General features: G+C 64.7%; 17 protein-coding genes. 7 read left to right on the top strand and 10 right to left on the bottom strand.

Going from position 1 to position 17,237, the window contains the following annotated elements:
• Positions 1-2: 2 nt before the first annotated feature.
• Positions 3-335, bottom strand: a complete 333-nt coding sequence (locus BLR66_RS09905) for a hypothetical protein (RefSeq protein WP_143014612.1) — start codon at positions 333-335, stop codon at positions 3-5.
• A gap of 143 nt (positions 336-478) precedes the next feature.
• On the opposite strand from BLR66_RS09905, the gene BLR66_RS09910 reads away from it, so the two are divergent.
• Positions 479-1,804 (top strand): metal-dependent hydrolase family protein, encoded by a 1,326-nt coding sequence (locus tag BLR66_RS09910; protein ID WP_093285102.1) that lies wholly within the window; start codon positions 479-481, stop codon positions 1,802-1,804.
• 165 nt (positions 1,805-1,969) lie between these two features.
• Here the strand turns inward: BLR66_RS09910 and BLR66_RS09915 are convergent, their stop codons facing one another.
• The 4 genes from BLR66_RS09915 to BLR66_RS09930 all read right to left on the bottom strand — a co-directional run bounded on the left by BLR66_RS09915 (position 1,970) and on the right by BLR66_RS09930 (position 7,436).
• Positions 1,970-4,462 carry a PAS domain-containing protein gene (locus BLR66_RS09915; protein ID WP_176943831.1) on the bottom strand — a complete coding sequence of 831 codons (2,493 nt, stop codon included), beginning with the start codon at positions 4,460-4,462 and terminating at the stop codon, positions 1,970-1,972.
• A 153-nt stretch (positions 4,463-4,615) separates the two neighbouring features.
• Entirely contained in the window at positions 4,616-4,948 is a 333-nt protein-coding gene (locus BLR66_RS09920) for a DUF4242 domain-containing protein (RefSeq protein ID WP_255402416.1), read from the bottom strand.
• A gap of 28 nt (positions 4,949-4,976) precedes the next feature.
• Positions 4,977-6,803, bottom strand: a complete 1,827-nt coding sequence (locus tag BLR66_RS09925; RefSeq protein ID WP_176943832.1) for a sensor domain-containing diguanylate cyclase — start codon at positions 6,801-6,803, stop codon at positions 4,977-4,979.
• Between the two features lie 216 nt (positions 6,804-7,019).
• Positions 7,020-7,436, bottom strand: coding sequence for an RcnB family protein (locus BLR66_RS09930; protein WP_093285116.1), 417 nt, complete (start codon positions 7,434-7,436; stop codon positions 7,020-7,022).
• Between the two features lie 144 nt (positions 7,437-7,580).
• Here BLR66_RS09930 and BLR66_RS09935 point away from each other — a divergent pair, with 144 nt between their 5' ends.
• Positions 7,581-7,967, top strand: a complete 387-nt coding sequence (locus tag BLR66_RS09935) for a tautomerase family protein (RefSeq protein WP_093287715.1) — start codon at positions 7,581-7,583, stop codon at positions 7,965-7,967.
• Between the two features lie 69 nt (positions 7,968-8,036).
• Here BLR66_RS09935 and BLR66_RS09940 read toward each other — a convergent pair whose 3' ends face one another.
• On the bottom strand, positions 8,037-8,276 hold the full coding sequence (locus tag BLR66_RS09940; protein ID WP_093285120.1) for a hypothetical protein: 240 nt from the start codon (positions 8,274-8,276) through the stop codon (positions 8,037-8,039).
• 318 nt (positions 8,277-8,594) lie between these two features.
• On the opposite strand from BLR66_RS09940, the gene BLR66_RS09945 reads away from it, so the two are divergent.
• Entirely contained in the window at positions 8,595-10,523 is a 1,929-nt protein-coding gene (locus BLR66_RS09945) for an alpha/beta hydrolase family protein (RefSeq protein ID WP_093285125.1), read from the top strand.
• Between the two features lies 1 nt (position 10,524).
• Here BLR66_RS09945 and BLR66_RS09950 read toward each other — a convergent pair whose 3' ends face one another.
• Positions 10,525-10,902 (bottom strand): YciI family protein, encoded by a 378-nt coding sequence (locus BLR66_RS09950; protein ID WP_093285129.1) that lies wholly within the window; start codon positions 10,900-10,902, stop codon positions 10,525-10,527.
• Positions 10,903-11,057: 155 nt separating this feature from the next.
• Here BLR66_RS09950 and BLR66_RS09955 point away from each other — a divergent pair, with 155 nt between their 5' ends.
• Positions 11,058-11,999: an ABC transporter ATP-binding protein gene (locus BLR66_RS09955; RefSeq protein ID WP_093285133.1), complete on the top strand. Its 942-nt coding sequence runs from the start codon at positions 11,058-11,060 to the stop codon at positions 11,997-11,999.
• On the top strand, positions 11,996-12,769 hold the full coding sequence (locus BLR66_RS09960) for an ABC transporter permease (RefSeq protein ID WP_093285138.1): 774 nt from the start codon (positions 11,996-11,998) through the stop codon (positions 12,767-12,769). The genes BLR66_RS09955 and BLR66_RS09960 overlap by 4 nt, the downstream gene beginning before the upstream one ends.
• A 99-nt stretch (positions 12,770-12,868) precedes the next feature.
• On the opposite strand, the gene BLR66_RS09965 is transcribed toward BLR66_RS09960, so the two are convergent.
• Positions 12,869-14,488, bottom strand: a complete 1,620-nt coding sequence (locus tag BLR66_RS09965) for an MFS transporter (RefSeq protein WP_093285142.1) — start codon at positions 14,486-14,488, stop codon at positions 12,869-12,871.
• Between the two features lie 71 nt (positions 14,489-14,559).
• The gene (locus BLR66_RS09970; RefSeq protein WP_093285145.1) at positions 14,560-14,802 is read right to left on the bottom strand and encodes a DUF3297 family protein; all 243 of its coding nucleotides are present in this window, start codon (positions 14,800-14,802) and stop codon (positions 14,560-14,562) included.
• 67 nt (positions 14,803-14,869) lie between these two features.
• On the opposite strand from BLR66_RS09970, the gene BLR66_RS09975 reads away from it, so the two are divergent.
• Positions 14,870-16,105, top strand: a complete 1,236-nt coding sequence (locus BLR66_RS09975; protein ID WP_093285148.1) for a DUF418 domain-containing protein — start codon at positions 14,870-14,872, stop codon at positions 16,103-16,105.
• Here the strand turns inward: BLR66_RS09975 and BLR66_RS09980 are convergent.
• Positions 16,102-16,386 (bottom strand): DUF4031 domain-containing protein, encoded by a 285-nt coding sequence (locus BLR66_RS09980; protein WP_093285152.1) that lies wholly within the window; start codon positions 16,384-16,386, stop codon positions 16,102-16,104. The genes BLR66_RS09975 and BLR66_RS09980 overlap by 4 nt on opposite strands.
• A gap of 141 nt (positions 16,387-16,527) precedes the next feature.
• Here BLR66_RS09980 and BLR66_RS09985 point away from each other — a divergent pair, with 141 nt between their 5' ends.
• The gene (locus tag BLR66_RS09985; protein ID WP_093287720.1) at positions 16,528-17,070 is read left to right on the top strand and encodes a DUF6630 family protein; all 543 of its coding nucleotides are present in this window, start codon (positions 16,528-16,530) and stop codon (positions 17,068-17,070) included.
• Positions 17,071-17,237 lie beyond the last annotated feature (167 nt).

Below are 17,237 nucleotides of genomic sequence, written 5' to 3' on the forward strand. Positions count from 1 at the left end.
ACCTACGTGTTTTGTGTTTGCTTGCCGCCGCAAACCAGGCATTTGCGGAAATCGCCCTGCGCCCCGTGATGCAGCCGGCTCAGCGGCCCACCGCAGCCGGCGCAGCGGGGCGCCTTGCCGCTCTTCCAATTCCAGAGCCGCAGCGTGGAAGCCAAACCGGTGACCAGCGCGGCCAGCAGGAATACCGGCGGCAACCATTTCACGTACGGCACCAGTGCATGCAGGTTGGACACGCCGCCGAACAGCGAGGTCCACAACATGCACACCACCGCAGCGGCCAGCGCCGCCAGCGCGGGCAGGTAGGCGCGCACCACCATCCAGCCGTATCGATTCATCGCCAAGCGCTCATAGGTTCGTGGTTGCCCCCAAGTGCCGGCAGCTTACCGGGTTGTCGGTCGCAAACGCAGCAGCGCGGCGCATACCGGTGCGCCGATTCGTCATACACTCCGGGCTCCTACCGGTCTGGGGAAAGTCGCACATGAAGAAACTCCGTCTCGGCGGCCTGACAGCCGGATTGCTGCTGGCCTGCGCCGGCCATGCGCAGACACCCGTGACGGCGCCCGCGACGGCGCCCGCGCCCGCGATCACCGTGCTCAAGGCGGCCCACCTGTTCGACGGGCGCAGCGGCAGCCTGACTTCGCCGGGGCTGGTGGTGGTGCAGGGCAGCAAGATCATCGCCGTCGGCGCCAACGCCGAGGTTCCGGCCGGGGCCAAGGTCATAGAACTGGGCGAGGCCACCCTGGTCCCGGGCTACATCGATGCCCACACCCATATTTCCTACGACCACGAAGACGACTGGGCGCAGGGTTTCTACGAAGGCATGCTGCGTTTTCCGGTGGAGCAGTCCTTCCATGCCGGCAGCAACGCCAAGGCCACGCTGAGGGCCGGGGTCACCACCGCGCGCGAAGTAGGCGCCGGCGATTTCGTCGACGTGGCGCTGCGCAACGCTATCGAAGCCGGCCTGACCGAAGGCCCGCGCATGCTGGTTGCGGGGTATGCGATCGGCTCCACCGGCGGCCACTGCGACAGTTCGCCGTTTCCGCCGCAACGGGTGAATCCGTCCGGCCCGCTGCAAGGCGTGTGCAACGGTCCCGAGCAATGCCGCGAGGCCACGCGCCTGCAGATGAAGTACGGCGCCGACCTGATCAAGATCTGCGCCTCGGGCGGCGTGCTGTCCGAATCCGACCCGGTCGACGTGCCGCAACTCACCTCCGAGGAACTGCGCGCGATCATCGGCGAAGCGCACAACTGGAACCGCAAGGTCGCCGCGCACAGCCACGGCGATGCGGCTGCCAAACTGGCGGTGGAAGCGGGCGTGGATTCCATCGAACACGGCAGTTTCCTCACCACGCCCACGCTGCAGCTGATGAAGCAGAAGGGCGTGTACCTGGTGCCCACGCGCATGACCCAGGTGTGGGTGCTGGACAAGGCCGATACCTATCCGCCCAAGATCGGCGCCAAGGCGCGCGCGGCCGGCGCTTCGCATTCGGCCATGTTCAAGAACGCGCTGAAGATCGGCACGCCCATCGCCTTCGGCACCGATGCGGCGGTGTATCCGCACGGCATCAATGCGCAGGAGTTCGGCGACATGGTCGAACTGGGCATGTCGCCGTCGGCGGCGCTGCTGACCAGCAGCCAGGGCTCGGCGAAGCTACTGGGCATCGACAAGGAAACCGGCACACTGGAAGCCGGGAAGTTCGCCGATATCGTCGCGGTCCCGGGCGATGTGCTGCAAAACATCCGCGCTACGGAAAAACCCGTGCTGGTGATGAAGCAGGGCGTGTTGGTCAAACAAGCGGAATAGCTACCCTAATCCCATAGGGGCGACGTAGGAGCGACGTCAGTCGCGAAAGCACCACCCGCAAATCCTTCACCGCATCCCGCCATGGATCATTGGATGACAGCAAGCGGGGGGAGTCGGAATCTTCCGCAGTTTCGCGACTGACGTCGCTCCTACGTCCTACGCGCGTCAGGCCGGCGAGGTGTCCTGCGCTTGCTTGCGCGCATCGCCCAGGGCCGTTTCCAGTTCCTGCAGCCGGTAGGGTTTGGGCAGCACCGAAACCCCCAGCGCTTCGGCTTTCTGCTTGGCCGCTTCCACATGGCCGGTAGTGAGCACCACCGGCAGTCCGGGACGGCGCAACCGGATCTCCTGCGACAGGTCGATGCCGTCCAGCTGGCCGGGCATCATCACATCGGAGAACACGATGCCGAAGGATTTCCCGCCGGCCAGCGCTCCCAGCGCGGCGTCGGCGTTCTCCACACGCGTCACTTCGTAGCCCAGCGTGGCCAACATCTCGCCGGTCAGCGCAGCCACCTCATCGTCGTCTTCCACCAGCAATAACGATCCCTGCGCCCGGATCTCGATGCGGCCGGGCGCTTCCGTTTCCTTCTCTTCCTCATCGCCGAGGGGCGATTTGTCGGTGCGCGGCAGGTACAGGAAGACGGTGGTGCCTTTGCGCGGTTCGCTGTCGATGCGCACGGCGCCGCGCGACGATTTCGCGAACCCGTGCGCCTGCGCCAGTCCCAGTCCGGAACCCTTGCCGATTTCCTTGGTGGTGAAGAACGGCTCGAACACGCGCGCCAGCACTTCGGGCATCATCCCGGTGCCGGTATCGGCGATGGACAATTCCACGTAGTCGCCGAACAGCTCCTCGTCGTTCAACGCCGGCGCGTTGCGGGCGCCGATGCGGATGGTGCCGCCGCCCGGCATCGCGTCGCGCGCGTTGACCGCCAGGTTGAGCACCACCAGTTCCAGTTGGCCCGGGTCCACCTCCACCGGCCACAGCCCGCCGTCGAAAGCCACTTCCACATGCACATCGCCGCGCAGGCTGCGGTCCAGCATCTCGCGCATACCGCCGATCTTGCGCGCCAGATTCACCGCTTCCGGGCGCAACGGCTGGCGGCGCGAAAACGCCAGCAGCTGGCGGCTCAGGCCGGCGCCTTTTTCCACCGCCTGGCGCATGCCGGCGATCACTTTTTCCCTGCGCGCCGGCGCCAGCTCGTCCATGACTTCCAATCCGCCGGAGATCACCATCAACAGATTGTTGAAGTCGTGCGCCACGCCGCCGGTCAATTGGCCGATCGCCTCGATCTTCTGCGCCTGCCGCACCCGCGCCTCGGCCTCGGCCAGGCGCGCCTGCTCGCTCGCGCGGTCGGTCACGTCGTACACCACCACGAACGCACCGACCCGTTTGCCGCTGCGGTCCTTCAATGCGTTGAAGCGCATGTCGTAGTGCCGCATGTCGTTGGCGGTAGAGCCGAACGTCTCCGAGACGTGGAAATCCTCGCCGTTGATCGCGCGGTCCCAGAATCCGCGCATGCGTTCGCCGCGTGCGGGATCGCCTTTGAGCATCTCCAGCAGGTTGTCGCCGACCTGCGGACGATGGCCGTAGAGACTTTCGAATTCGTCGGAATAGGATTTGTTGACCGCCAGCACGTAGTAGCACAGGTCGATGGCCATGGTATGGGTTTCGGAGAATTCCACCACGTCGGCCAGGATGTTGCGTTCGGTCACCGCATCGGCCACGCGCTGTTCCAGCGTGTCGTAGAGCTCGCGCACGGCTTCGGCATCGGAATGGGCGCTGGTCACGTCGAAGCCTTCCATGAAGATTCCGGTTACCGCGCCCCCGGTGTCGGTGATGGGCTGGTAGACGAAGTCGACGTAACGCTCGACGCGCCGCGTGTTGGCGCCGGTGAACTCGAAGCGCGCGCCGGTGGTGGTGAAGGCCTTGCCGCTGCGGTAGACCTCGTCCAGCAAGTCGACATAGCCCTGTTTGACCGTGTCGGGCAGGGCATCGGCCACCGTCTTGCCCAGCAGGTCCTGGTTGCCGACCAGCCGCATATAGGCGGGATTGACCATTTCGAATACGTGCTGCGGCCCGCGCAGCAGGGCCATGAAGCCCGGCGCCTGCTGGAACAGTTCTTTCAGCTGGTCGTGTTCGGCCAGAGGGTCGTGCCGGGCGACGGTCTGTGCGCTGGTTTCCGTACACACCGCCAGCACGCCGCCCACGCCGTGCGGTGCGTCGGGTTGGTCGATGGGACCGTAGCTGCAGGTCCAGTGCGTCTCCCCGGGGATGTCGCTACGCGTGATCGGCGCCGGCTCGTTCTCGCTCCAGACGTCGCCGCGCCCCTGCATCACTTGCTCTATCCGCGGCCCGATGAAGGGCCAGATTCCTTCCCAGCATTCGTGACCGCATTGGCCCAGGGCGCTGGGGTGGCGCTGGGGTCCGATCGAACGGGCGTAGGCGTCGTTGTAGAACTGGATCAGCTGCGGGCCCCACCAGAGCAGCATCGGCTGCCGGGTCGACAGCAGCAACCGCACCATGGTCTTCAGTTGCACAGGCCAGGTTTCGGGCGCGCCCAGCGGCGTGGACGCCCAATCGAAGGCCCGCGTGCGCTCGCCCATTTCGCCGCCGCCTTCCAGAAAGGCGAGCGGCCGTTTCGCGGCAGCGGGCGAGATCATCGGCTTCCCCGGAAGGATCGGACGGTTCCATCTTATGCCCGACCTTCCGTGAAAAACCCGTGTGCTGTCCACTTTCCCCTTCGCAGAAGCAGCATTCCGGACTTCAGGGCGCGAGCCGCAAGTTTCTCCGGACTCCTGCCGCGCTCAGCCGTGCTACTCCGCGGTGGTCGGATCGATAATGGCCAGGACTTCGGAAACGCGGTTGGCGGGAAAGCCGCCTTGTTGGGCGTGGTCGCGGACCATCTGTTCGTTCGGCGCGCGGTACAGGCAGTAGATCCTGTCGCCGGTGACGTAGCTGTGGATCCACTGGATCTGCGGGCCCATGTCGTTCAGCACGCCGCAGGAAGTCTGGGAAATGCTCTTGAGCTCTTCGGCCGACAACTTGCCGGCGCCGGGGACGTCGCGTTCGATCACGTATTTGGGCATGAGGGCGGCTCCGCATGGTTGGTTCATCCCGTAACGGCGCACGGTGATTGGTTCGGCCATGCGGGCGATGCGATCGGGGTGCTGCCGATCAGTGCCGATTGGCAGGATCGTCCGTCGGCAGCAACTGCCAGGTATTGCGCCCGGCGCTCTTGGCGGCGTACAGGGCCGCGTCGGCCGCGGCGGTCAGGTTCTTGGCTACGGCCGGGTGCGCCGAATACGCGATGCCGATGCTGGTGGTGACGTGCAAAGTGGTTCCCTCCACCACGATGTCTTCGCTCATCGCCTCGATCAGCTTGCCGGCGATCGCTTCCGCGGTTTCCGGCGCCGACAGATCCTCGATCAGCACCACGAACTCGTCGCCGCCCAGCCGCGCCACCAGATCGCCCGCGCGCACGCATGCGCTGAGGCGTTGGCCGAACACGCGCAGCACTTCATCCCCCGCCGCGTGTCCGTGGGTGTCGTTGACCTGCTTGAAATGATCGATGTCCATGTACATCAGCGCTACCGCCAGCCCCTGCCGCCGCGACCGCCCCAGCGCATGGGTCAGCCGCTCGTCGAACTGGCGCCGGTTGGCCAGCCCGGTCAGGCTGTCGAGATGCGCCTGCGCTTCCAGCTCGTCTCGGCTGGCCTTCAATGCCTGTTCGGCGGCCACGCGCTGGGAGACGTCGCGACCGGCGAAAATGATGTCCGTGGTATCGCCGTCCGCACTGGGGATCGGCCGTGCCGCGGCCTCCATCCACACGTAATGCCCTTCCTTGTGGCGCAGGCGATAGATCGCGGTCACCGGATGACCCGATGCGAGCACCGAGGCGATCGTTTGTTGCTGCACGGCGTAGTCTTCGGGATGCACCAGAACCTGGTTGGGCTGGAGCAGCTCGGCCGGTTCCCAGCCCAGCACGTCCCGTGACGATGGTGAAACGTAGAGCCTTTGTCCATCCGCCCGCATCCGCACCACCACATCGTGCGAATAGTCCGCCAGCATCCGGTATCGCTGTTCGCTCTCGCGCACGCGGGCCGTCAGCCGCGCGCGTTCGGCCATGCTCAGCGCCACTGGAAAACTCATCAGACAGGCGGTGCCGACGAACAACTGGAGCAGGATGGTGCGCTGGACAAGGTTGCTCTCATTCACCAGCGCCAGCGGCCCGTGGCCCAGCGCGGTGGCGATGCCGCCGATGATGGCCAGCAACGAAATGCCGACCACAACGCCGGCGAAGCGATGCCGGAAAACCCCGTACAGCAACGGCGGATAGACCAGGAACAACAGTGGATAAGCGGACTGGTAGAACACCAGGCCGCATACCGTAGCGATCAGCAGCATGTCGCCCAGGAAAGCCCAACGCCGTCCGGGAACGTCGCTCAGGCCGATGCCCTTGCGATGAGCCACCAGCGTCAGCGTCGCCACGATCACCATGCCCACCACGTGCGCCGAATACCAGACCAGGAATGTAGTCAGGAACGGTGTGTGGGAAGTGGCCGACACCACTGCGCTGGCCAGCAGGCCGGAAACGGCGCAGGCCGCCAGCGTACTGCTGGTGGCGATGCCTCCCAGGCCGAGCCAGCGCGTGGGATTGCCGACATCGGGGACCAGCCGCCGCACCACGCCGGCGACGATCAGCACTTCGAGCAGATTGAAAGCGCTGAACGCGAAGCCGGAGCCCACGCTGTCGCCGGACAGCAGCCGCACCGCCAGTTCGGCGGCGAAACCGGCGCCTACATAGCCCGGCCAGAGTGCGGTCCGGCGCGATAGCAGCCAGCCGGCGAATATGCCGCTGCTCACCCATACCGCGGAAACCTCGCCAGGCAGGCGCGTGACGTTCAAAGACACCCAGGCCGTGGCGCCGATCAGCAACGCCATGAGCACCCGGTCCCGCCAAAGCAGGATGCGGTGCGATTGTGAGGACCTGTCGTCGTTCAACAGTGGACACCCTGCCCAGTGCGGCACCGGAAGCTTATCGGAGCACATGTGAGCGCATGTGATGGCCGGAGTCCACGGGGACTGCGGGGAAGTGCGGCTTCCATCACTTCACCTGCTGCGACGCGACACATAAAGGCCCGGCACGTAAAGGCCCGGCACATAAAAAAGCCCCGCCTGGGCGGGGCTTTTCTGTTGCGACTCATCACCGGCACGGACTCAGTAGCCCAGCGCCTGCGAGATCAGGCCGCTGGCGACTTCCACCAGCAGATAGCGGTCGTCTGCAGGGCGTACCCAGCGATAGCCGCGCGGCGGCGCGGCCAGATGGTAGCGACGGTAGTCGGTCACGTAATAGCGCGGCTGCAGATAGACCACCGGGGCGTGCATGCCGCGACGATAACCGTGCTTGATCTGGCCCAGGTGGCGGCCATTGTCGTGACGGCGGTCGTCGTGGCGACGGTCGTCATAGCGGCGGTCGTAGCGGTCGTCGTCATCGCGGTCGCGGCGGTCGTTGTAACCGTAGCGGTCGTCGTCGTCGTAGCGGTCGTGCTTGTCCTTGCCATGATCACGCGCCATGGCCGCGACGGAAGACAGCAGCAGGACGGCGATGGACGTGGTGAGCAGCAGTCGTTTCATGATGAGACTCCCTGTGGGGTTGGTGCACGGCAAGGCTAGGCGCGCTTGCCTGAACAGGGATCTTTTTGCTGACGATTGACCGCGCATGCGTTCAGGTTCGAGGATGGCAGCCCCGCCCTGCCTGCGTTTGCGCTGGAGAACCCCATGCCGTTCGTACGAATCGATCTTCTGGAAGGCAAGTCCACCGATTACCTGGCCGGTCTCGGCGAGGTCGTCTACGAAGCGATGCGAGCGACGTTGAATGTGCCTGCCGACGACCGCTTTCAGGTCATCGCCCAGCACAAGCCTGGCACGCTGTTCATCGATGGGCGTTATCTGGGCATCCAGCGCAGCAGCGAATGCGTGCTGATCCAGGTCACTCTCAATGCCGGACGCAGCGTGGAAATGAAGAAGAACTTCTATCGAGCCGTGGCCGACGGCCTGCATGCGCGGCTCGCTTTGCGCACGGAAGACGTGTTCATCAATCTGGTGGAAGTGGCGAAAGAAAACTGGTCGTTCGGCAACGGCGAGGCGCAGTACGCGGATCCTTGAACAATCGTCTGCCAGTCGCCGCTTCCTGGCCGCCATGCAGACGCATGGCGGTCCATCGCACCGCCCGCGCTAGCGCGCGCGCGGCCTTACCGCGGGCGCGGATTTGAGCACCTCGCCTTTCTGGGCCGGGGCCACGGTCTGCAGCACGCGGGTCACGCCAAGCTTCTCCACTTTGCCGCCGGATTTCTCGTAATCGGCGATGTCGCTGGCGATACGCTCGCTTTCCAGGCGCTTGTGCGGATTGCCGTCGCTGCCGGCGGGCGGTCCTTTGGGGGCCGGTCCCTTGCCGCTGGTTTTCTTCGCTTTCATCAATCCCCTCCTGCGGGGCGGCGGAAGCCTCATGCCTCCAGATCGGAGGCCGCCAATTGCGACTTCCGCCCCCACTATGCGCCTTTAAGCGGCAGGAGGGTGTGATCGCAGTGCCGGCGAAAACCCGGGCCAGGCAGCTGCCTCCGGCCAATACCGCCTCGCGGCCCGTCTTGGCGCGCTCAAATGCGTCCGGGGAACCGTTTCCGCAACAGCGCTTTCCACAAGCGGTACGGGCTGGTTCGGCGCCGCCGGCTCTTCTCGCCGCTGGAACCGTGTTGTCTAATCGGCGCGGGGATTCGAAGCAAGGACAGGGGCGGAATGAAAAGCCGGATGCGATGGGCGGGCTTGGGGTTGCTGTGCGTGGCGGCAACGGCGCAGGCGCAGGTCGACCTGGAGCCGTTTTTGAAACGGGACATGATCAGCGCATTGAAGATCTCGCCGACCGGCGAGTACTACGCGATGACGGTGCCGATGGAGGACCGCACGGCATTGAGCATCCTGCGCCGCAGCGACAGGAAGCTGACGGCCAAAGTAAGCGGCGTCAAGAATTCGCTCATCGACGATTTCTGGTGGGTCAACAGCGAGCGCCTGGTGATCAGCATGGCCGAGAAATTCGGCAGCGAGGACCAGCCCGGCCTGACCGGGGAGTTGCACGGCATCAACGCCGACGGCAGCGATTCGAGGCGGTTGTTCGCGCGCTTCGGTGTGGGAGGCGGGGATCCGGTGCCGATGGCCGCCTTCATGGTGGACACGTTGCGTGGGGACGATAACAACGTGTTGATCAGCGTGCGTACATTCGACAAGAATCCGGTAACGCGTGTGGAGAAGCTGGATGTCTATACGCGTAAGCGCGTGCGCGTGGCGACAGCGCCGTTGCGCGGCGCGCGGTTCGCTTCGGACGCGGCCGGCGTAGTGCGTTTCGCCCAAGGGGCGGACAACCAGAACAACAGCAAGCTCTATTACCGCGAAGACGACAAGGCCGAATGGCGTTTGCTCAACGACGAAGCGCAGTCCCATCGCCGCGAATGGCCGCTGGGACTGTCGGAGGATGGCGCCAGCGCCTATCTGCAGGCCGAGAACAACGAAGGCACCGACGCCATCGTGGTCATGGACCTGGCCTCGGGCTCGCGTACCGAGAAGCTGCGGGATCCGGCGGTCGATCCTTATGCGGTCATCCACGATCGCAGCGATTGGATCCCGATCGGCGCTTTCTTCATGCACGAACGCGTGCAGACCCGCTTCTTCGACAATCAATCGAAGACCGCCAAGCTCTACCGCACGCTGGAAAAGGCGTTCCCGGGGAATGCCGTGCATGTGACTTCCTCCACCGCCGACGGCAAGCTGCTGGTATTCAGGACTTGGAGCGATACCAGTCCCGGCGACTACTACTTGTACGATGCCGAAGACCGCCGCGCCGACCTGATCTTCAGTCAACGCAGCTGGTTCGATCCCGAACACATGGCTCCCTTGCGGGCCATCGAACTGAAGGCGCGCGACGGCTTGACGCTGCGCGGTTATCTGACCGTGCCCAGGGGCGCCGAGGCGAAGAACCTGCCGATGGTGGTCGTGCCGCACGGCGGTCCGTACGGCGTTTTCGACGAGTGGGGCTTCGACGACGAAGCGCAGATGCTGAGCCAGGCCGGCTACGCGGTGCTGCGCGTCAACTTCCGCGGTTCCGGCAACTACGGCAGGAGCTTCCTCGGCGCGGGCGCACGTGAGTGGGGTTTGAAGATGCAGGACGATGTGACCGACGCCACCCGCTGGGCGGTCGCGCAGCAGATCGCCGATCCACGGCGCATCTGCATCTACGGGGCCAGCTACGGCGGTTACGCCGCGCTGGCCGGAGTGAGCAAGGAACCCGATCTCTACCGCTGCGCCGTCGGCTACGTGGGCGTGTACGACCTGACCATGATGCATAGGGTCGAATCGCGCGAAAGCACCTCCATGCGCAACTGGACCGCGGACTGGCTGGGCGAACGCGATTCGCTGGCGGCGGTATCGCCGACCAGCAACGCCGCGCGCATCAAGGCGCCGGTGTTCCTGGCCGCAGGCGGCGAGGACGAGACCGCGCCCATCGCCCACAGCAAGCGCATGGAAAAAGCCTTGAAATCCGCCGGCGTCCCGGTCGAGACGCTGTATTTCGACACCGAAGGCCACGGCTTCTACACCGAACCGCACCGGCGCGAGTTCTACACCAAACTGCTGGATTTCCTGAGCCGCAACCTCGGCGGCGGCAAGGCCAAGTAGCTCAGGCTCCCACGCGCCTGCGCACCGCGTCGATGTCGCGCACCGGCCGCACTTCGATGCAGCCAGTCGCCGCCCAGGGGAATTCGGCAGCGATGCGTACCGCTTCGTCGATGTCCGCGGCTTCGATCAGGTTGAAGCCGCCCAGGATTTCCTTGGTCTCGGCGAACGGGCCATCGACGACGCTGGTACGGCCGTTGCGGATGCGCACGGTCTTGCCCGTGGAAGCGGCTTCGAGCTGCATGGATTGCTTGAGCTTGCCCTGCGCGCGCAACTCGTCGGCATGGACGAAGCAGCCGTGCATGGTGCGGTCGAACTCTTCGGCGGGCATGGCGCCGACCAGCGATTCGTCGTTGTAGATCAGGACCAGGAACTGCTGCATGGCGGCCTCCGCGTAAGGGCTGCCACAAGTACCGGTTGCCCGGCGCCAGGTCAAGCTGCGCCCGCGCAGGGATTCATATTCCCGTATCCGGGACAGCCGCAGTGGCCCGGCTCCGGTAGGATTCACGCACTTCATCGCACCGATGCGGGAGCGCCGTGCAGTCCATTATCTCCATCAACAAGCTAAGCAAGACCTACGCCTCGGGCTTCCAGGCGCTCAAGTCGGTGGATCTGGAGATCCGCAGGGGCGAGATCCTGGCCCTGCTGGGTCCCAATGGCGCCGGCAAGACCACGCTGATCAGCATCGTCTGCGGCATCGTCAATCCCAGCTCCGGCAGCGTGACCGCCGACGGCCACGACATCGTGCGGGATTACCGCGCCGCGCGCAGCAAGATCGGGCTGGTGCCGCAGGAGCTGTCCACCGATGCGTTCGAGACGGTGTGGGCCACGGTCAAGTTCAGCCGCGGCCTGTTCGGCAAGCCGCCCAATCCGCAATATCTGGAAAAAGTCCTGCGCGATCTGTCGCTGTGGGACAAGAAGGACAGCAAGATCATGACCCTGTCCGGCGGCATGAAGCGCCGGGTACTGATCGCCAAGGCGCTGTCGCATGAGCCGACCATCCTGTTCCTGGACGAACCCACCGCTGGCGTCGACGTGGAGCTGCGCCGCGACATGTGGCAGATGGTGCGCAACCTGCGCGAGAGCGGGGTGACCATCATCCTGACCACCCACTACATCGAAGAGGCCGAGGAAATGGCCGATCGCATCGGCGTGATCAGCAAGGGCGAACTGATTCTGGTCGAGGACAAGCACGTGCTGATGCGCAAACTGGGCAAGAAGCAGCTGACCCTGCAGTTGCAGACTCCGCTGCAGCGCCTTCCCGAGGAATTGTCCGGACTTGCGCTGGAACTGACCGACGAGGGCCACGCGCTGGTCTACACCTTCGACACGCAGACCGAAGAAACCGGGATCGCCGCGCTGCTCAAGCGCCTGGGCGAACTGGGCATCGACTTCAAGGACCTGCATTCCAGCGAGAGTTCACTGGAGGAGATCTTCGTCAGCCTGGTGCACGCGGGAAAGCCGGAGGCGCGCGCATGAACACGCTCCTCAACTGGCACGCCATCCGCGCCATCTACCGCTTCGAAATGGCGCGCACCTTCCGCACCATCACCCAGTCCATCGCCTCGCCGGTGTTGTCCACGTCGCTGTATTTCGTGGTGTTCGGCGCGGCCATCGGTTCGCGCATGGGCGATATCGACGGCATCAGCTACGGCGCTTTCATCATTCCCGGTCTGATCATGCTGTCGCTGCTGAACGAAAGCATTTCCAATGCCTCGTTCGGCATCTACATGCCCAAGTGGGCGGGCACCATCTACGAGTTGCTGTCGGCGCCGGTGTCCTACATCGAAGTGGTGATCGGCTATGTGGGCGCGGCGGCCAGCAAGTCGCTGATCCTGGGCATCCTGATTCTGGTCACCGCGCGCATCTTCGTGCCTTACGAGATCGCGCACCCGTTCTGGATGCTGTGCTTCCTGTTGCTGACCGCGGTGACCTTCAGCCTGTTCGGTTTCATCATCGGGCTGTGGGCCGACGACTTCCAGAAATTGCAGGTGATCCCATTGATGGTGGTGACGCCGCTGACCTTCCTGGGCGGTGCGTTTTATTCCATCAGCATGCTGCCTCCGGTGTGGCAGAAGATCACCCTGTTCAACCCCGTGGTGTACCTGATCAGCGGTTTCCGCTGGAGTTTCTATGGCGTAGCCGATGTGAACGTCGGCGTCAGCCTGGCCGCCATCCTCGGCTTCCTGGTGCTATGCCTGGCCGTGGTGTGGTGGATCTTCAAGACCGGCTGGAAGCTGAAATCCTGAGCTGCTGCCGGAGTTCCGTAGGTCGGGGCTACGCCCCCGACGCACGGGTGGTTTCGGACTTCCGTGCGTCGGGGACGTAGCCCCGACCTACTCAAGCTCTTAGCGCTGTTCGCGTGTCAGTGTCCGCTGAATATCCTCCAGCCCATGCCCGCGCGTCTCTATGCCGCTACGCAGCAGCATCACGCCCGAAACCGCCATCGGCAACGCGATCAGCAGCGCCGACAGCAGGAAGTTATCGAAAAAGCCGATCACACCCAGGCCCGCCCCCAGAATGCCGCCGAACTTCGAACTGGCCGCGACCACGCCAGAGCCGGTCGCGCGCAGGTGCACCGGATAGATTTCCGCCGCATAGGGAATCAACATCGCGATCACCCCGCTGACGCTGATCAGCAGTGCGGCGGTAGCGACGACGGTGGCGGTGGCCGATTGCAGCTGCATCCAGCTCATCGCGCAGAACGCCAGCAGCGACAGCGTGGTCAAGGCGATGAACAGCACCAGTGCACGGATGCTGCTCCAGCGGTGGTAAAGCCACACCACCACGGCGATGCCGGGCAGCGCCAGCACCGCCGAACGCGCCAGCAAGGCGCTTGCGCCCTTGGCGTCCACGCCCAGTTCCACCAGATTGGTGGGCAGCCACAGCAGGAAGCCGAAGTTCGCCAATCCCCACGCCACGCCGCACACCAACAAACCCCAGGTGATGCTGGCATGGCGGCCGCGCAGCAGCTGGCGCATGCCCACCACCGGATGCTGTTCGTCGATCACGCTGCCGGCTGCAGCGGGAGAGTCGTCCGCCTCGATCGCCGCAGGCGACGCGCCGGAGAATTTCTTCAACACCGCGCGCGCTTCGTTCTCCAGGCCCGCGTTGGAAAGGAAGCGCGGCGACTCGGGGATCCAGCGGTTGAGGAACACGATCAGCGCACCGGTCGGCAGGCCCAGCAGCCACAGCACGCGCCAGCTGAACATCGGTTCCAGGATCGCAGCCGCACCCGAGGCGAGCAGGTAGCCGGCAGAAGTACCGATGCCGCCCAATGCGACCAGCAGCCAGCCGCGATGCGCGGCGGGGATGGTCTCGGCCATCAGGGTGAAGGCGATGGGCAGCAGGCCGCCCGCCGACGCGCCCATCAGGAAGCACATCGCCAGGTTCCACTCGAAACTGGGCATGGCGCCGCAGATCGCCGTGCCCATGAACATCAGCGCCGACAGCAGGATCGCCGCACGGCGTCCGAACAGATCGCCCATCCGCCCCCATAGCACCGAACCCACGGTAGTACCGGTCAGCGCGAACAACGCCAGCAGGCTGGCCCTGGCTTTGGTGATCTCGTACTCGGCGCTCATGCCGGGCATGACGAAGCCGAGCGTGGCCGGCTTCATCACATCCACCGCCAGCGCCACGATCAGCACGATCACCAGCGTCCAGTGCTCGCGGTTGAGCGGCACGCCGTCGGCGATATGGAAATAGCGGTGGTCGCGCGCGCCCTGCGCGGTGTTGCGCATCTGCTCCATGCGCGGCATCAGCCCGTACATGGACAGCGCCAGGCCGACCGGAATCAGCGCCATGCCGATCCACATCTCGGTGCTCATCGGCATGCCGACCATCTGCCAGTGCGTGTGCTGGCCCATCATGAACATCGGCACATGAGCCAAGACACCCGCCAGCACCAGCAGGCACCCGAACCAGAACGCGAACGGGTGGTGGAACGAGATGCCGCTGGTTTTCATGGGATTAGGTGCGCCTGAGGTCCGCGCAGCCTAGCAAATGGCGAGGCCCGCACCGGCGGAGAACGGCGCCTTCAGGCGATATCGCGGTAATACGCGACCACTTCGCCCTTGACCTTGATGGTCATCGGGTTGCCGCGGCGGTCCTTCGACTTGCCGACCTGCACGCGTATCCAGCCCTCGCTGACGCTGTATTCCTCCACGTTGTCGCGCTCGACCCCGTTGAAACGGATGCCCACGCCACGGTCGATGGCGGCCGCGTCGTGGAAGGGACTGGCGGGATTGATGGCCAGATGGTCGGGAGGCGTGTCGGTCATGTCCGGTTCTGCGGTTCGTGGATGGTTCGGTAGAGGATAAACGCGAACCATGCTTTAGTCTTGCCGGATGACCCTTCCCGCTGCCGATCCCATACCCGTTCGCGAACGCCACGACCTCATCGATGCCCTGCGCGGTTTCGCCCTGGGCGGCGTGTTGATGGTCAATCTGGCCTCGTTCACTCTGTACGAGTTCCTGCCCGATCCGGCGCGCGCCGCGCTGCCGACCGCCGGTTTCGATGCCATCGCGCTGCAGGCGATGGAGCTGCTGGTGAACGTCAAGTTCATCACCCTGTTCTCGCTGCTGTTCGGCCTGGGTTTTTCTTTGCAAATGGAGCGCGCGGAGGCCAGCGGCGGTCTTGCCAGATTCGTTCGGCGCCTGCTGATCCTGCTCGTCATCGGCCTGGCGCACAGTTACTTCATCTGGTGGGGCGACATTCTGCTGACCTATGCGGTGGTCGGACTGTTGCTGGTGTGTTTCCGGCATGCTTCCGATCGTGTGTTGCTGATCGCGGGCCTGGTGATCGCATTGCTGTTGCCGCCGTTGCTGTCGCCCTGGGTCAGGGAAGCGCTGGAGGGATGGCCGAAGCAGGCGCAAGTCTATGCGGGCGCACTGCAGGCGTTCTCATCCTCGTCGCCGGGTGCGGTGCTTCGCGGCAACATCGATACGGCCAATTGGGCGCGCGTTTCCAACTGGGCGCTGGCGTGCTTCGTGCTGGGACGCTTCCTGCTGGGTTATTGGGCCGGACGCCGTGGTCTGTTCCAGCATCCCCTGCAGCACAAGACTCTGATCGCCCGTTTGTTTTGGGGAAGCTTGCTCGCAGGCGTCGCCATGACGGTTCTGCAGTTCACCCAGGCCGGTTTGCGCGAACAGTATCCATTGCTCGACACGGAAGCCTCCAAGTTCGCCATCCGTGTGCTTTTGCGCGCAGGGCCTCTGGCGCTGGGCATCGCCTATGCCGCCGGCTTCGCTTTGCTGTTCCTGCGGCCCCAGTGGCGGCCGCGTTTGCAAATACTGGCGCCGATGGGGCGCATGGCGCTGAGCCATTACCTGACCCAGAGCGTACTCGGCATCGCCTTGTTCTACGGTATAGGCTTGGGTATCGGGCCACGCTGGGGTGTGGCGGGCTGGTGGTCGGCGTGGGCGCTGATCTTCGCAGGGCAGATAGCGATCAGTCATTGGTGGTTGGCGAGGTTCCGTTTCGGGCCAATGGAATGGGTGTGGCGTTCGCTGACCTACGGACGGCGGCAGCCGTTCCGTCTGCAGTCCCGAGGTTATGCGGCTACCGCATCACGCATGCCTTAGGGCGACTGGCGGGTAGCCTGCTTCCGGGCGTTGTCGATCACCGAGCGCACCAGTTCGCGGTCGGTGTGGCGCGAGATGGCCTGCGCCCCCAGCTGCAGGGCCCGTTCGCGCAGTTCCACCGTGACGTCGTAATGCGCGCCGCTGGGTTTGTCCTGGAACGCGCGCCGTGGCATGCCCAGTCGCTCGGCCATCGCGTGCAGTTCCTCCAGCGTGTCGGCCATCAGGTGCGCCCAGCGCTGGCCGCGCCACCAAGTCACTGCATCGTCGACGTAAACGGTCATGCGGGGAGTTTTCCACAATGACCGGACATCTGCGAACGATTGCTTCGCGGGCTGCTCGGTATCGGATGAGGAAATGCTTTCCAAGTTGCCCGCCAAGCGCCAATATCGATGCCCGAATCGTTCCTCAGCACTCCCATGGCCATGCCCGACAACGAAGCCGACTACGGCGACCACGAAGCCGATCCCCAGGACCTCGAGGAAGCCGACGAACTGACCACCGAGGCGCTGGTCTGGCAGTTGCTGCTGCTGGTCAATCCCGGCGACGAGGAAACCGCCCTGCGCCAGTTTTCGCATTACCGCGAAGCGCTGCTGGAAGCCGGCGAAGATGCCGAGCCGGTGTGGGTGCTGAAGGATGCGATCGATTGGACCTCCGGCTTCTTCGTCGATTGGAAGGACAAGGAGTCCTTCATCGACAGCGTCACCGAGCTGGTGCGGCGCTGGAACCTGGAGATCGACTGGGGCGGCGATACTTCGGACGAGGATTTCCTGGACGGCACCGACGTGCCGGCGCTGATGTCCACTGCCTACGACCGCCTGCGCGAACACGGCTACACGCTGTGGACCTGGGACACCGGCAGCGACAGCTATGGCGGCTGGATCACTTCGAGCCGCGATGACGAAGCCATGCGACTGGTGGCGGTGGCCCTGAACATCGAACTGCGTCCGGGCAGCGATTCGTTCTAGCTGCCTGGCGGGCGGGCTGCCTGCGATGCGTTGGCCGCTAGACCGGCGGACTTACAAGCATCGCAGGCAGGACTCCGCCGCTGGCGTACAGGTTTACTCTTCCTCGTCGCCGCCGATCTGCGGGTCGTGGTTGGCGCGTGTGTTCATGAACAAACTCCTGGTGGCAG

The organism is Pseudoxanthomonas sp. CF125 (assembly GCF_900104085.1).
Classification (GTDB): Bacteria; Pseudomonadota; Gammaproteobacteria; order Xanthomonadales; family Xanthomonadaceae; genus Pseudoxanthomonas_A.

Excerpts from the sequence above, each read along its gene's own strand:
- BLR66_RS09905 (WP_143014612.1), bottom strand. The coding sequence starts at position 335 with ATGAATCGATACGGCTGGATGGTGGTGCGCGCCTACCTGCCCGCGCTG.
- BLR66_RS09910 (WP_093285102.1), top strand. The coding sequence starts at position 479 with ATGAAGAAACTCCGTCTCGGCGGCCTGACAGCCGGATTGCTGCTGGCC.
- BLR66_RS09915 (WP_176943831.1), bottom strand. The coding sequence starts at position 4,462 with ATGATCTCGCCCGCTGCCGCGAAACGGCCGCTCGCCTTTCTGGAAGGC.
- BLR66_RS09920 (WP_255402416.1), bottom strand. The coding sequence starts at position 4,948 with ATGGCCGAACCAATCACCGTGCGCCGTTACGGGATGAACCAACCATGC.
- BLR66_RS09930 (WP_093285116.1), bottom strand. The coding sequence starts at position 7,436 with ATGAAACGACTGCTGCTCACCACGTCCATCGCCGTCCTGCTGCTGTCT.
- BLR66_RS09935 (WP_093287715.1), top strand. The coding sequence starts at position 7,581 with ATGCCGTTCGTACGAATCGATCTTCTGGAAGGCAAGTCCACCGATTAC.
- BLR66_RS09940 (WP_093285120.1), bottom strand. The coding sequence starts at position 8,276 with ATGAAAGCGAAGAAAACCAGCGGCAAGGGACCGGCCCCCAAAGGACCG.
- BLR66_RS09945 (WP_093285125.1), top strand. The coding sequence starts at position 8,595 with ATGAAAAGCCGGATGCGATGGGCGGGCTTGGGGTTGCTGTGCGTGGCG.
- BLR66_RS09950 (WP_093285129.1), bottom strand. The coding sequence starts at position 10,902 with ATGCAGCAGTTCCTGGTCCTGATCTACAACGACGAATCGCTGGTCGGC.
- BLR66_RS09960 (WP_093285138.1), top strand. The coding sequence starts at position 11,996 with ATGAACACGCTCCTCAACTGGCACGCCATCCGCGCCATCTACCGCTTC.
- BLR66_RS09965 (WP_093285142.1), bottom strand. The coding sequence starts at position 14,488 with ATGAAAACCAGCGGCATCTCGTTCCACCACCCGTTCGCGTTCTGGTTC.
- BLR66_RS09970 (WP_093285145.1), bottom strand. The coding sequence starts at position 14,802 with ATGACCGACACGCCTCCCGACCATCTGGCCATCAATCCCGCCAGTCCC.
- BLR66_RS09975 (WP_093285148.1), top strand. The coding sequence starts at position 14,870 with ATGACCCTTCCCGCTGCCGATCCCATACCCGTTCGCGAACGCCACGAC.
- BLR66_RS09980 (WP_093285152.1), bottom strand. The coding sequence starts at position 16,386 with ATGACCGTTTACGTCGACGATGCAGTGACTTGGTGGCGCGGCCAGCGC.
- BLR66_RS09985 (WP_093287720.1), top strand. The coding sequence starts at position 16,528 with ATGCCCGACAACGAAGCCGACTACGGCGACCACGAAGCCGATCCCCAG.